At 74.4% G+C, this 14,799-nt stretch carries 7 protein-coding genes and 1 pseudogene; 4 read left to right on the top strand and 4 right to left on the bottom strand.

The window, feature by feature from the left end; genetic code table 11:
- Positions 1-85: 85 nt before the first annotated feature.
- Together AB0O01_RS00990 and AB0O01_RS00985 are read right to left on the bottom strand one after the other, a co-directional pair.
- Positions 86-814, bottom strand: a complete 729-nt coding sequence (locus tag AB0O01_RS00990; protein ID WP_365309592.1) for a methyltransferase domain-containing protein — start codon at positions 812-814, stop codon at positions 86-88.
- Between the two features lie 264 nt (positions 815-1,078).
- Complete coding sequence (locus AB0O01_RS00985; protein WP_365309590.1) at positions 1,079-2,311, bottom strand: cytochrome P450; 1,233 nt, start codon at positions 2,309-2,311, stop codon at positions 1,079-1,081.
- Between the two features lie 475 nt (positions 2,312-2,786).
- On the opposite strand from AB0O01_RS00985, the gene AB0O01_RS00980 reads away from it, so the two are divergent.
- From AB0O01_RS00980 to AB0O01_RS00965, 4 genes and pseudogenes are all read left to right on the top strand, one after another.
- Positions 2,787-4,802, top strand: a complete 2,016-nt coding sequence (locus tag AB0O01_RS00980; RefSeq protein ID WP_365309587.1) for a fatty acyl-AMP ligase — start codon at positions 2,787-2,789, stop codon at positions 4,800-4,802.
- 50 nt (positions 4,803-4,852) lie between these two features.
- Positions 4,853-7,779, top strand: a pseudogene (locus AB0O01_RS00975) (beta-ketoacyl synthase N-terminal-like domain-containing protein); the annotation flags it as partial.
- Positions 7,753-11,604: an SDR family NAD(P)-dependent oxidoreductase gene (locus tag AB0O01_RS00970; protein WP_365310459.1), complete on the top strand. Its 3,852-nt coding sequence runs from the start codon at positions 7,753-7,755 to the stop codon at positions 11,602-11,604. The pseudogene AB0O01_RS00975 and the gene AB0O01_RS00970, both read left to right, overlap by 27 nt.
- A 25-nt stretch (positions 11,605-11,629) precedes the next feature.
- A complete protein-coding gene (locus AB0O01_RS00965; protein WP_365309585.1) occupies positions 11,630-12,802 on the top strand; it encodes an acyl-CoA dehydrogenase family protein in 1,173 nt (390 codons plus the stop codon).
- A 54-nt stretch (positions 12,803-12,856) separates the two neighbouring features.
- Here the strand turns inward: AB0O01_RS00965 and AB0O01_RS00960 are convergent, their stop codons facing one another.
- Positions 12,857-14,191 carry an MFS transporter gene (locus tag AB0O01_RS00960; protein WP_365309583.1) on the bottom strand — a complete coding sequence of 445 codons (1,335 nt, stop codon included), beginning with the start codon at positions 14,189-14,191 and terminating at the stop codon, positions 12,857-12,859.
- Positions 14,192-14,243: 52 nt separating this feature from the next.
- The gene (locus tag AB0O01_RS00955) at positions 14,244-14,756 is read right to left on the bottom strand and encodes a hypothetical protein (RefSeq protein WP_365309581.1); all 513 of its coding nucleotides are present in this window, start codon (positions 14,754-14,756) and stop codon (positions 14,244-14,246) included.
- Between the last annotated feature and the right edge of the window lie 43 nt (positions 14,757-14,799).

Genomic DNA, 14,799 nt, shown 5'->3' with positions numbered 1-14,799 from the left:
CGGGGCGCACGGTGGACGTCTGTGGCCCGCGAGGGGTGGGCGCCGGGGTCCGTGTGCGGGGACCTCTTCCGTGCGCGGGGTGTCCTCAGCGGGCGGCGCGGGAGTCGGCGGGCCGGATCACCGTGGAGTAGATGGGTGACCCGGACCAGAAGGTGGTCCCCTCCCGCGCCAGGCCGGTGTTCTCGCAGGCGGTCGCCAGTTCGTCGGTGGTGACCATCAGCCAGGGGAACCAGTCGCCGGTGCGGTCGTCGAGCCGCAGCCTCATGAGGAGTTCCCCGGGGGAGCGGGACTCGTGCGGGGGATAGGCGGCGGTGTCGTGCAGCGCGGTCGGCAGCCTGCGCCGGTCGAAGCTGGAGAAGAGGAGGAAGCCGCCGGGCGCCAGCCACCCCGTCAGCCGCCGCAGCCCGTCCTCCAGGGCGTCGAGCGTTCCCATGATCCCGCCGTTCCCGCCGAGCAGGGTCACCGCGTCGAACGGCTCCCGGGGACGGAAGGAGCGCACATCGTCGAGACTGGCGGAGACTCCGTTCCCGGTGGCGAGCGCGATGGCGGCCGGCAGGACATCGATGCCGTGTCCGCGCACCCCGCGCCGGGCCAGCAGCTCCAGTTCACGCCCGGTGCAGCAGCCCACGTCCAGCACCCGGGCGCCGTCGGGAATCCAGTCCAGCGCCCTCAGGTCGACGGGCGGACGGGCGCCGGGGTCCCGCAGCCACCAGTCGAGGGGCTGAGGGCTCGGAGGGAGGTCACTGTGCCGGATCTCCAGCACCAGCGCCGCCCCCGCGTCTCCCGCTGCCAGGCACTCATCCAGTAACTGCATGAATCGCACCACTCCTCGGACGAGATCGGTAATGCCCCGTCAATTCCTTTCCGATGGACGGCTGAAAAGAACCGTACGGACGGGCACATAAGAATCGCCTTAAGGGAAACGGCTGCGTTTTCGTCCGGTTTGAGGGAAATCCCTGGGAGTTGTATGTGAATTCCATGAGGGCGGGCTTCCCTTTTCGGCCGTTCACCGCCGCCGGGGTACGGGTGCCTGCCCGCCCGCACGCGCCGGACCCCTCCCGCGCGGCCGGGGTGCGCGTCAGCCGTGCAGGCGTATCGGGATTTCCTGCCAGCCGAACGCGATGAACGACGCCGTCTGCCTCAGTTCCTCCGGCTCGACGGCCAGCCGCATCTTCGGGAAGCGGTCGAAGAGGGCGGGCAGGACCGTGCGCGCCTCCATCCGGGCCAGCGGAGCGCCGATGCAGCGGTGGACGCCGACGCCGAACGCGAGATGGTCGTCCCTGCCCCGGGCCGCGTCGAACACCCCGGCGTCCGCCCCGTACCGGTCCGGGTCCCAGCCCGCCGCGCCGTAGGTGGTGAGGATGGCGTCCCCGGCGGGGATGGTGACGCCCTCGATCTCCAGGTCCGTGATGGCGAACCGCAGGGGCATCGCGGCGATGGGCGGATGGACGCGCAGTGTCTCCTCTATCACCGCGTCCCAGCCGATCTCCCCGGCGCGGACGGCGGCGAGTTGGGCCGGGTCGCGCAGCAGGGCCACGACCGCGTTGCCGATCAGGTTCGCCGTCGTCTCGAAGCCCGCGCCGACGACCAGCATCAGGGTGTACATCAACTCCTCGGGGGTGAGCGACTGTCCTTCCTCGTCCTGGGCCCTGAGGAGTTCGGTGGTCAGGTCGTCGCCGGGGTGCTCGGCCCGGTACTTCACCAGGGCCGTCGGTACGGCGACGATCTGCTCGTGCAGGAACGCGGTGTGCTCGGGGGTGGGCGCGGGGTTGAGGGTCGCGGTCATCAGGCGCCGCGTCGCGTCCTTCAACTCCTCGGGCACTCCGACCAGGTCACAGATCAGCCGCATGGGCAGGGGGTAGGCGAGGCTCTCGATGAGGTCGATCGGCTCGCCGTCGTCCTCGTCCCGGGCGGCAAGGGAGTCCAGCAGTTCGGTGACGGCCGTCTCCACATGGGGGCGCAGCGCGTCGGTGCGTCGGCCGGTGAAGCTCGGGGCGGCCAGGCGGCGCAGCCGCGCGTGCTGGGGGCCGTAGGTCGCGAGCATGTTGTCCATGGCCGACCAGGGCAGTATCCAGCCCCAGGCCGGGTGGTCGGCGAACCGGGGCCAGAGGTTCCAGTGCAGCCGGGCGTCTCTGCTGACGTTCGGGTCGAGGACGAGTGATCTGACGGTGTCGTAGCCGGTGGGGGCCCAGGCCGGGACACCACCGGGCAGTTCCACGGGGACGAGGGGGCCGAGGGCGCGCAGACGGGCGGCTTCGGCGGGGATGTCCGTACCGATGGGGTCGATGACGACGCGGTCGACAGTGGTCACGGCAGTCCTCCGGAGGGTTCCTCTGAGTGGGCTGGAGCGGGCGGGGCCCGGCCCTGCGGAGGGCCGGACGCGCTGCCCGGACTCACCATCGGGCCAGTACACAGCGTGATCACTCGCTTCACACAGAGTCCGTGCCGCCCCGCTGCCCGAACCGCCCTCCCGGCTGCCCGTTCATGCAGCCGTCCGGCACAGCCCTCCTCACGCAGCCCCCCACGCACACGCAGACGCCCGATGCGGTCGTCGCCCGGTGCAGGTGCCTGATGCGGCGGTCTGATGCAGCCGTTTGTTGAAGACACCATTCCCCGGCCACCATGTTCGTTCCGACCGCCTGTCTCGCCCCAAAGTGAAGTAAGTTCCCCTCTCCTCCTTGCAGTTCTGGACACCCTCCCGCACCGGCTGCGACGCTCTCCGTCACGGCGGGGACGTGCCTTTCTTCGCCTGGTCGTTGGCTCCCCACTCTCCCGTGAGGTGACGAATGACTGACGAATTACCCGTCCCCGGCCCGGAAAAGCTCCTTCTGCCCGAGGGATTCGGCCATACGAATGTGGTGGCCGCCGTCCGGGCGCAGGCCGCCCGTCGCCCCGGTCACGAGGTGTTCACCTTTCTGTCGGAGGAACCCGGCGGAACGGCCGACGAAACCGTGCTCACCTACGCGCAGTTGGACGGCCGGGCCCGCGCTCTCGCCGTCCGCCTGCGCACCCACCTGGCACCCGGATCGCGAGCCCTGCTCCTGCTGATGCCGGGGGAGGACTTCGTCGTCGCGTTCTTCGGCTGTCTGTACGCGGGTGTCATCGCGGTGCCGACCTATCTGCCGCTGCCGGGACAGCGCACCAACGGAGCGCTGCGGCTGGCGGGGATCGCGGAGGACTGCCGGCCCGAGGCCGTGCTCACCACCTCCGGACTCCTCGCCTTCGTACGGTCCGCGATGGAGGGCGTGCCCGAGGTCCAGGACGCGGCCTGGCTGGCGGTCGACACCATCACCGCCACCATCACCGCCGCCACCGTGACCGGCACGGTGACCGGCACCGGCCTCGACGCGGCGGCGGGCTGGTCGCGGCCCGGACCGGAGCCCGGCTCGGTGGCGTTCCTCCAGTACACCTCGGGTTCGACCGGCGCCCCGAAGGGCGTGGTCGTCACCCATGCCAATCTGCTGCACAACGCCGGGGCGATCGACCGTTCCCTGCTGTGCGCGGACGGCCCGCCGGTGATCGTGGGCTGGCTGCCGCCGTATCACGACATGGGGCTCATCTCGATGATCGTGCTGCCCGCCGTGGTGGGCGCGCGGTCGGTACTGATGTCCCCGGTGGCGTTCCTCCAGCGGCCGGTGCGCTGGCTGCGGGCGCTGACCCGGTATCGCGGAACGGCGTCCGCCGCACCCCACTTCGCGTTCGACCTGTGTGTGCGCAAGATCCCCGAGGAGGAACGGGCGGGGCTGGACCTGTCGGCGCTGGCGGCGGTCGCCAACGGCGGCGAGCCGGTCCACGAGGGGGCGCTGCGCCGGTTCAGCGAGGCGTTCGGACCGTACGGCTTCCGGCCCGAGGCGCTCGTCCCCGTCTACGGGCTCGCCGAGGCGACGCTGCTGGTGAGCGGGCAGGCGTCCGGCCGGCCCCCGACGGTGCGCGCCTTCGACGGTGCCGCCCTGGAGCAGGGCACCGCGCGGGCCGTCGAGGCGGACGACCCGGCGGGGCGTCCCCTGGTGGGATGCGGTGTCAGCCGGCATCTGGAGGTGCTGATCGTGGACCCGGAGCGGCGGCTGCCGTGCCCGCCGGGCCGGGTGGGCGAGATCTGGGTCTCGGGCACCAGTGTGGCGGCGGGCTACTGGCAGCGCCCGGCGCTGAGCGAGGAGACCTTCGGCGCGACGGTGGACGGCCGTGCCGGAACGTATCTGCGGACCGGGGATCTCGGCTTCCGCAGTGCCGACGACGGTGAGCTGTTCGTGACCGGGCGGATCAAGGACCTCATCATCCTCGGCGGGCGCAACCACTACCCGCAGGACATCGAGCGCACCGCCGAGACCGCCCACCCGGCGGTCCGGCCCGGCTGCGTGGCCGCGTTCGGTGTGCGTGCGGACGGACCGGAGGAGGGGGCGGATGCGCCCGGGGCGGGGGGCGGTGGGCCGTCGGATCCGCACGAGGCCGTCGTCGTGGCCGTCGAGATCCGGGGAGCGACGGGTGACGGGCCAGCAGCGACGGGCACCGGGCCGGGAGCAACGGGCGCCGGGCCGGGAGCAACGGGCGCCGGGCCGGGAGCGGCGGGTGAGGAGCGGGGAGCGGCAGGTGAAGGGCGGGGAGCGGCGGGTGAGGGGCGGGATGCCGCCCTGGCCGCCGCGGTGGCGGACGCCGTGCGGCGCGCGGTGCTGCGCGAGCATCTGATCTCCGTGCGGGAGGTCGTGGTGCTGGCCGCCGGATCGCTGCCCAAGACATCGAGCGGGAAGCTCCAGCGCGGCGCGGCGAGGGCGCGGGTCACCTCGCCCGGCAAGCGGGCCGATTGACGCAGTGGACCGCCGCCGCGCCGGCGGCGGCCTTCCAACAGGGGGAACGCATGACGGACACCGGGCTCGAATCCTGGCTGCGCCGCCGGGTCGCCGAACTCGCCGGCCGCGCACCGGGCGAGATCTCACCGCACGAACCGCTCATCTCCTACGGACTGTCGTCGGCCGACGCCGTCGCGCTGGCCGGTGATCTGAGTGCGCTGCTGGGCCGGGCGGTCCCGCCGACCCTGGCGTACGAGTATCCGACGCTGGGGGAGATCGTCGGCCACCTCCAGGACCGTGCGCCTGCGACCCGTGCGGGTGCGGAACCCTCCGCCCAAGCCCCGGCCGCCCGCCCCGGCACGGACACCCAGGGGCCGGCCCCGGGCACCGTCCCGCCCGGCCGCCCGGCGTCCGAGCCCATCGCCGTCGTCGGACTCGGCTGCCGCTTCCCCGGCGCCGACGGCCCCGACGCGTTCTGGGAACTGCTCGCCGAGGGGCGCGACGCCATCGGCACGGTCCCCGACGACCGGTTCGCCCACCACGACCGGCGCGGGGACGGCGGTACGGCACGCGCCCGGCTCGGCGGGTTCCTCGCCGGCGTCGGCGCTCTCGACACCGACTTCTTCGGCATCGGCGAGCACGAGGCCGCCGCGCTGGACCCGCAGCGCTGGTGCTGGAGGTCGCCTGGGAGGCCCTGGAGGACGCGGGTATCGCCCCCGACACGCTGGCGGGCTCGGCCACCGGGGTGTTCATCGGCATCTCCAGCTCCGACCACCGGGAGGCGCAGGCCGCCACGCGCGCCCCCGACGCGTACACCCTGCTCGGCTCGGCCTCCAGCGTGGCCGCCAACCGGCTGTCCTATCTGCTCGACCTGCGCGGCCCCAGCCTGGCCGTGGACACCGCCTGCTCCTCCTCCCTGGTCGCCGTGCATCTCGCGGCCGAGGCGCTGCGGCGGGGTGAGTGCGGGGTGGCGGTGGTGGGCGGGGTGAATGCCATCCTGTCGCCGGTGATCACCGAGGCGTTCGACGCGTCCGGTGTGATGGCTCCCGACGGCCGCTGCAAGCCCTTCTCCGACCGCGCCGACGGCTATGTCCGCAGCGAGGGCGCGGGCGTGGTCGTCCTGAAGCCCCTGCGGGACGCGGTACGGGACGGCGACCGGATCTCCGCGGTGATCCGCGGCACCGCCGTCACCTCCAACGGCCGTACGAACGGCCTCCTGGCCCCCGGCCGCGCCGCCCAGGAGGAGGCCGTACGAGGGGCGCTGCTGCGCGCCGGGATCGAGCCCCGGCGGGTCGGCTACGTCGAGACGCACGGCACCGGGACGGCCCTCGGCGACCGGATCGAGGCGCTGGCCCTCGGCGGGGTGCTCGGCGCCGACCGCGACCCCGCCCGGCCGTGCGCCATCGGGTCGGTCAAGTCGAACCTCGGGCACCTGGAGGCGGCGGCGGGCGTGGCGGGCCTGATCAAGGTCGCCCTGAGCCTCGAACACCGGGCGCTGCCGCCGAGCCTGCACTGCGAACGGCCCAGCCCGGACATCGACTTCCCCGGACTGGGGCTGCGCGTGCAGACCGCGCTGACGCCGTGGACCGAGCCGGATCAGCCGGATCAGCCGGGTGGGGCGGGGCTGGTGGCGGGGGTGAGTTCGTTCGGCTTCGGGGGGACGAACGCCCATGTGGTGCTGACCGCCGGTCCTGACGCGGGGGTGGGGGCGGAGGAAGTGGCGGTGGGGGGTGCTGGGTTGGAGCGGCCCGATACGGCACTGGCCTCGGGCCCGACTCCGGGACTGACCCCGGCCCCGTCCCCGGCCCCACCCGACCGCCCCGTACGCCTGCTGACCCTGTCCGCCGCCACCGAGGACGCCCTGCGCGCGCAGGCCGCCGACTGGGCCGACTGGGCCGAGTCCCGTTCCGACGCCGACCTCGCCCCCGGCCTCGCGGCGACGGCGCGGCTGCGCGGCGGAACCGGGGTCCGCAGCCGCCGTGTGCGTGCCGCGATCACCTTCGGCGGCAGGGACGAACTGCTGGCCGGACTGCGCGGCCCGCTCACCCCGGCGCCCCCCGCGCCGGAGACCGCACCCGGCGTCGTCTTCGTCTTCCCCGGCCAGGGGGCCCAGTGGACGGGCATGGGCCGCGCGCTGCTGGAGCGGGAACCGGCCTTCGAACTCGCCGTCAGCCGCTGCGAACACGCCTTCGCGCCCCATGTGCCGTGGTCGTTGCGCGAGGTCCTCAGGGGCGAGGGCGAGGTGCCGCTGGAGTCCGTCGACGTCGTCCAGCCCGCTCTGTTCGCGCTCCAGGCCGGACTGGCGGCGGTGTTCCGGTCCCGGGGGGTGCGGCCCGCCGGGGTGCTCGGGCACAGCATGGGCGAGGTCGCCGCCGCGTATGTCTCGGGGGCGCTGCGGCTGGAGGACGCGGCACGGGTCATCTGCCGTCGCAGCGCGCTGCTGGCACGGCACCGGGGCGAGGGCGCCATGGCCCTCGTCGCGCTCCCGGCGGACGAGGTGCGCCGGTTGCTGGAACCGTTCGGGGACCGTCTGTCCTGCGCCGCGCACAACGGCCCGCGCACCACCGTCGTCTCGGGGCGGACGGACGCGGTGACGGAGTTCGTGGCGGCGCGGGTCGCCGAGGGAGTGTTCTGCCGGCGGGTGGAGGTGGATGTCGCCTCGCACTCGCCGGTCCTGGACGGCCTGCGTGAGCAACTGCTCGCCGATCTCGCCGGGCTGTCGCCGCGCGCGACGGACGTGCCGTTCCATTCGTCCGTCACCGGAGGTCTCCTCGCCACGGGCGGGCTGGACGCCGGGTACTGGTGGCGCAATCTGCGTGAACCGGTGCTGTTCGCGGACGCGGTGCGGGCCACGGGCCCGGCGGGGAGTCATGTGTTCCTGGAACTGGGTCCGCACCCGGCGCTGTCGGTGTCGGTGACGGAGTGCCTGGTGGCGCCGGGTGACCGGCGGATCCTCGCGGTGCCCGGGATGCGGCGCGACGACGAGCGGGCCGTCCAGGAGGCGCTGGGCACGCTGTTCGAGGCCGGGTGTGCCATCGACTGGCGCGGTGGGGCGGGGGAGCGGGTGGCGGGCGGGCCGCGGCTGCCGTCGTATCCCTGGCAGCGGCGCACGCCTGCCGCCGCCGCCCGCCCGCGCGGGGCCGGGGAGACGGTGGTCACCGGGTCGCTGCCGGTCCTGCGGGACCACCGGGTGCGCGGCCGTGCCACGGCACCGGCGGCCTGGATGCTCGACGCGGCGCTGCACGCCCTGGGCGGCGACCCGGCGGAACCGGACGGGCCGGGGAGAGACGGAGGCGCGGGTGCCGCCGTCGCCCCGCACGGGCTGGACGACGTCCTCGTCACCGCCCCGCTCGCCGTCGACGACGGGGGCGCACGCCTCGTACGGGTCTCCCGGCGGTCCCGGCCCGGCGGCCCGCCCGTGCTGAGCGTCGAGAGCCGCGCCGCCGACGCACCGGACGGCCTGTGGGAGGAACATCTGCGGGCCGCCTGGTCCGCGTCGCCGCAGCCACCGCCGCTCCCGGCCGACCTGACCGCTCTGCGGGCCCGCTGCCCGCACACGGTGGAACCCGCCGTGCTGTACGCCCATCTCGCCGCGTCCGGCCTGGAGTACGGGGATGTCCTGCGCACCGTCACCCGTCTGTGGCGGGGCGACGGGGAGGCGCTGGCGCTGCTCGGGGCGCCCTCGGCGGGGACCCGGGGGCGCCCGCTGCCCGCCGATGCCGTCGACGGGGCGATGCAGACGATCGGCGCGCTCACCCTGGACACCCCCATCCCGGGCACCTTCGTCGGATTCGCGTACCGGCGGGTCGAGGTCTTCGGGAGGTGGACCGGTCCCGTGTACGCCCACGTCCGACTGCGCGGGGCGGCGGGGTCGGTGCCCGACACCACCGATGCCGCCGCCCCCACCGACGGCATCGAAAGCACCGACGGTATCGGCAGCACCCACAGCACCCGCAGCACCGGCAGCACCCGCAGCACCGACAGCACCGGCAGCTTCGAGGCCGATGTGCGGATCATCGACCCGGACGGCAGGATCCTGGCCCGGCTCACGGGGGCCGCCCTCAAACGGCTGCGTGAGAGGGAGCCGCACTCCCTGCGCCGGTTCGCCGTCGGACTCACCCCGCGGTCCCGGCGCGCCGGGCAGCCCGCTCCGGCCGGTGACCTCCTGCTGCTCACCGACGATCCCGAGGGGTGTGCCGCCCTGCTGGAGGAGGTGCGGAGCACGGGCGCCGACTGCGCCGCGCGGCCGTACCCCGACGCGGCGGACGCCGCGGACTTCCTGCGGTCCCGGCCCGCGTCCACCCGGCTGGTGTGCGTCGCCCCCGAGCGGGAGGCGTTCCTGTCGCTGGTCCGGGCCGCCGCGGACGTACTGCCCGCCGGACGCCGCGAACTCTCCGTCGTCACCCCCGACCCGGCGCTCCCCCCGCTGCTGCGGGCGCTCGCCGAGGAGACCGGGCGATGGACCGGCCGGGCCCTGCTGACCGACACGGACACCACCCCCACCCGCGCGCTGGCACGCGACCTCGCCGCCGAACTCGCCCTGGAGGAAGCGCCGTTCAGCGTGCGCTTCCGGAACGGGGAGCGCCTGGTGCCCACGCTGACCCCGCTCGCGCCGGAGCCCGCCGACCCCGTGGGGGAGGGGCCCGGCGCGGAGTCCGGGCTGCGCCCCGGCGGGGTCTACTGGATCACCGGCGGGCAGGGCGGGCTCGGTGCCGCGCTCGCGGTGGCGCTGGCGCGGGAGGCGGGGGCACGCGTCGTGGTCACCGGGCGCCGGGCGGAACCGGACGAGGCGCTGCGCGAGTCCGTCGAGGCGGCGGGCGGACGGCTGCTGTACCTGCGGGCCGACGCCGCCGACGCCGGGGACATGCGGCGGGCCCTGAACGAGATCCTGCGGCGCTTCGGCGCGCTGCACGGCGTCGTCCACACGGCCGGGGTGCTCAAGGACAGCCTGCTGCGGTCGGCCACCGCCGACGATCTGCGGACCGTCGTGCGGCCCAAGGAGACCGGCGCCCGCGTCCTGCTCGACACCGTCGCGGCGGAGGACCTCGACTTCGTGGTGCTGTTCTCGTCCCTGGCGGCCCTGTTCGTCACCCCGGGCCAGGGCTGCTACGCCGCCGCCAACGCGGCGCTGGACGCCCTCGCCACCACCGGCCCCGGCCGGCGCACCCCGGTCCGCACGGTGAACTGGGGCCCCTGGGCCCGGGTCGGCATGGTCGCGGGCGAGGAGTACCGGCGCCGGTTCCTGGCCTCCGGCATCCATCCGATCGACCCGGACGCGGGCGTCCGCGCCTTCCTCCGCCTCCTCGGCGGCACACGGCGGCAGCTCGCGGTCGTGGACGTCGAGGACAGTGCCGTGGACGGACTCCTCGCCGGGTTCAACCGGATCCCCGGCGGCCCCGGCCCCGGGCCCGTGGAACCGGGCGCCCCCGGAGGCCCCCGCGCCGCCGTCCCGGCTCGTCCCGGGGGGCCCCGCGCCGCCGCGTCGGCCCCCGACGGCGGCTCGACGGCCCCCTTCGTCCGGGCGGAACTGGCCCGTGCCCTGCGCGTCCCCGTGGACGCGATCGACGGCGCGGCCCGTCTCGACCGCCTGGGTGTCGACTCGCTCCTCGCCGTCGCCGTGACCCGGGCCATCGCGGGGCACTTCGGCCTGGACCTCCCGGCCACCCTGATGTTCACCCACCAGACACTGGACGACCTGGTCCTCCACCTGGACGGCCTGCTGGCCACGGACACCGTGCCGGACCCCGGCGGCGGCCTGTCGGCGCCCGGCCCGGCGCCGCACCCGGCGGCCCCGCCACCCGCCGAACCGTCGCGGACACCGGACGCACCCCCGCACAGCACCGTCCCCGGCTACACGGTCACCGTCACCGGCCCCGCCCCCGGACCGAGCCTGACGGAGGTGACCGTCCCGGCGCCCGGACCCGGCGAGGTGGTCGTGGACGTCCACGCCGTGGGGGTCAACTTCATCGACGTGCTGGCGTCCTCGGGCCTGCATCCGTTCCTGTCCGGCGGCCCGTCCTTCGTCCCGGGCCACGAGGTGGCGGGCGTCGTCCACGAGGTCGGCGCGGAGGTCACCGGGATACGCCCCGGAGACGCGGTCGTCGCCCTCACACCGCGAGGCGGCTTCGCGGCCCGGGTGACCACCCCGGCGTTCACGGTACGCCCGGTCCCGGCCGGTCTCCCGTTCACGGAGGCGGCATCGCTGCTGATCAGCGGACTGACCGCCATCGCCTGCCTGGAGCGGGAGGCGCGGCTTCGCGAGGGCGACCAGGTGCTGATCCAGGCGGCGGCCGGAGCGACCGGCACCGCCTGCGTACAACTCGCCCGGCACCACGGGGCCGTCGTGTACGGCACGGCCGGCACCGAGGCCAAGCTCAGCCGCCTGCGCGCCCTCGGGGTACGGCACCCGATCGACTACACCGCACGGGACTTCGCCGACGCGGTACGGGAGGTCGCCCCGGAGCGGGGCCTGGACGTGATCGTGGACTCACTGTCCGGCGACGCGGTGCCCCGCGGCCTGGACCTGCTGCGACCCGGCGGCAGGTTCATCGAGATCGGCGCCGCCGGAATCCTCGAACTGCCCCTGGACGCCGCTCGGTTGTTCCTCTCCAGCCGCTCCTTCTCGACGGTCAATCTCGGCGCCCTGGCACGCGACCCCGCCGTCCTGGGCCCGCTGCTGGACCGGCTCGACACGCTGGTGGCGGCCCGGGTGCTGCGCCCGGCGATCGCCGACGTGCTCCCCTTCGAGGACCTCCCGGAGGCCCTCACCCGGCTCCGCAACCGCGCCAACATCGGCAAGTACGTCGTCCGTGTCCGATGAACCGGACGGCCGGAGGGGGAGTGGCATGGGGGACGGGGCGGCGAGGGCCCGCACGGACCGGCCGGAGTGGTGGCGGACGTGCCGTACGTTCGCGCGGGAGGTCATGGAGCCGCAGGCCCGCGCGCTCGACGAGGCGGCGGAGTTCCCCTTCGCCGTCCATGAGCGTGCGGCGGCCGAGGGCCTGCTCACCGCACCGTTCCCGCGGGAGGTGGGAGGCGCCGGACTGACGAGCGAGGAATTCACCGACGGGGTCGGCGAACTGGCCGCGGCCTGCGCGCCGATGACCTGGACGATGGTGTTCAGCCGGGGCGCCCTGCACCCGGTGCTGGACGACGGGACCCCCGAACAGCGGGAACGCTTCGTCACCGGCCTCCTGCGGCGCGGCGGCTACGCGGCCCTGGCCCTGACCGAACCCGACAACGGCTCCAACCTTCTCGCCGCCCGCACCCGCGCGGTACGCACCGACTCGGGCTGGCTGCTCAACGGCGCCAAGTGCATGACGGGCAACGGCACGGTCGCCGAGGTGTTCGTGGTCCTCGCCGACACCGTCGTCAACGCCCGCCGGCGCGGCCTGTCGTTCTTCGCCGTCCCGCGCGACACGCCCGGCGTGACGGTGGGCGAGAACCTGGCGAAGACCGCCTTCCGCTGCCTGCCCACACCCCCGGTCACCTTCCGGGACGTCCCCCTCGAACCGGTGTCCCTGATCGGCGAGGTGGGCGACGGCGAACACCTCCTCGGCCGTCTGCTCGCCACCATCCGCCTCGGCGGCGCCGCCTGCGGCACGGGCCTGGTGACCGCGCTGCTCCGCAACGCCGTGGGGTGGGTCGGTGAGCGCCGGGTCTATCCCGACGAGCGGATGGACACCCTCAGCCATGTCCAACTGACCCTGGGCAGGCTCCATGTCGAACTGTCCGCCGCCCGCGCGCTCCTGCGGGACGCGGCGCGGCTCGCGGACCGGGGCCTGCCGTTCGGCCGGGAGAGCGCGATGGCGAAGTACTACGCCACGGACCTCGCCGTACGTGCCTCCAACGAGATCCTCCAGCTCTACGGATGGCGCGGCATCGCCGCCGACTACGGCGTGGAGAAGCGCTGGCGCGACGCGCGGGCCCTGACCATCTACGAGGGGTCCAGCGAGATACAGCTCCTGACCGTGTTCCGGGAACTGCGCAGGGCGGTGGTGCGCGGGGAGGGGGTGTGAGCGGCACCCGGGACAGCACGCTCGCCGCCCCGGCACCGGGGCGTCCCGTGTGCCTCACTGTCGTGCGTCGGCGGCGCCGGTGCCGGTGCCGGTCGCGGCTGCCGGGAGTGCGAACAGGGGCAGGAGACCGAGGACGACGACCCCTCCCGCGAACGCCAGCAGGCCGTACCCGCCGACCACGACCACCAGGCCCGAGCCGATGCCTCCGGCCGCCGCGGCGGCGAGGACGACGAGGTCGGCCGTTCCCTGCGCCGAGGCGCGGTGGGCGGCGGGCAGGGCGTCGGCGATCAGTGCCGTACCGCTGACGAATCCGAGGTTCCAGCCGACGCCGAGGAGGACGAGGGCCAGGGACAGGGCGGGGGCGGAGTGCGGCGGCGCGAAGGCGGCCAGCATGCCCGCGGCGCACAGGGTCGGCGCGGACAGGGCGGCGGTGGCCCGCCTGCCGAGCCGGTCGGCCAGCGCGCCGGAGAGCGGGGACGCCAGGTACATCGCGCCCAGGTGCAGTCCGATGACGACTCCGGCGGTCCGGGTGCTGTGGCCGTGGTCCGTCATGTGGATCGGCGTCATGGTCATGATCGCGATCATCACGGACTGGCTGAGGACCATGACGGCCACCCCGGTGACCACCGCGCGCCGGTCCCCGGTCCCGGCGGTGGTGAAGCCCTCCTCGGCCGGTGCCGCTTCGGCCGCCGCGGGCGGCGGCTCGCAGGCCGTGGCGGCGCGCGGGCCGGATGCCGGGGGCACCGAGCGGGCCAGCAGCAGCGGATCGGGGCGCAGGAAGAGAACCAGGAACACCGCCGCCGACCCGAAGGCGGCGAAGGCCAGCAGGAAGGGCCCCGCCGACCGGGGCAGGTGCCAGGCAAGGGCCAGGTCACCCGTGACACCGGCCAGGTGGGGACCGGCGAGGGCCCCGAGAGCGGTGGCGAACAGCACCGTACTCACGGCACGGGCCCGCCGCGCGGGAGCGGCCAGGTCCGCGCCGGCATAGCGGGCGAGCATGACGGTCGCCGTCCCGACGCCGTACAGCAGCAGGGCGGCGAGCAGGACCGGCACACTGTCGAGCACGGTGGCCCCGACGACGCCGAGGCTGCCGAAGGCACCGGCGCCGTGCCCGAGGGCGAGTCCGGTTCTGCGGCCCCGGCGCTCACAGGCACGGCCGATCACCGCCGCGCCGATGACGGCGCCGACCGCGAACAGCGCGCTGGGCACCCCCGCGAGCCCGGTCGACCCGAACATCTCCTCGGCGAGCAGGGCCCCGACGGTGATCCCGGCGGCGAGGGCCGCTCCGCTGAGCGCCTGGGCCACCACCAGGACGACGAGGACCCGCCGCTGAGCGGGGTGTTCCTCCCGGTCCGGCGCTGCCGCCGGTACCGCGGTGCCGGTTCCCATGCGCCCGCTCCTCACGTCTGATGCGGATGATCGAGGGCCCGGGGGAGGGGGCCTACGCCGACTCCTCCGGCCGGAGCGCGGAGATGTCCGCCAGGGACATCCCCATGCGCTCATGGAGGAACCGGACGATGGTCCAGTGCGGGAGCGCGCCCTCGTCGAACGGGCCGAATTCCCGGCAGTACAGGGGAATCCAGCGCAGTGCCTCCGCGATCGACTGTTCCCGGGCGGGCTCCTGCCGGTACTCCTCGTAGGCGATGCCGCGGTGGTGGATGAAGAACCCCCCGGGGAGCCGCTGTTCGCACAAATCCCGGTATTCACGGGTCTGGAGAATGAGATAGTGCCAGATCTCGTCGATGTGCTGTTCCACCGGCAGGAACAGGCCGGCGAGTTCATCACGGTGGGCCGAGATCAGATACAGATGGCGGAGACATTCGGTGACCTGGCGATCGACACCGTCGTGGGTCTCGCCGGTCTGTTTGACGAAGTGCTCCACCACTTCGGCGTGCATTCCCTCGCCGAGCAGTTGCCTGAGATCGGCCACCGATATCTTCTGCTGTGTTGTCAACGAATCTCCCGGAGTCGGCCAGGATCAGGCCGGTAAAGGGTTC

The sequence above is a fragment of the Streptomyces sp. NPDC093252 genome (assembly GCF_040683675.1).
Taxonomy (GTDB): domain Bacteria; phylum Actinomycetota; class Actinomycetes; order Streptomycetales; family Streptomycetaceae; genus Streptomyces.
Note: the sequence above shows the minus strand (reverse complement) of the source record. Positions and strands in the feature narration are given on the sequence as shown.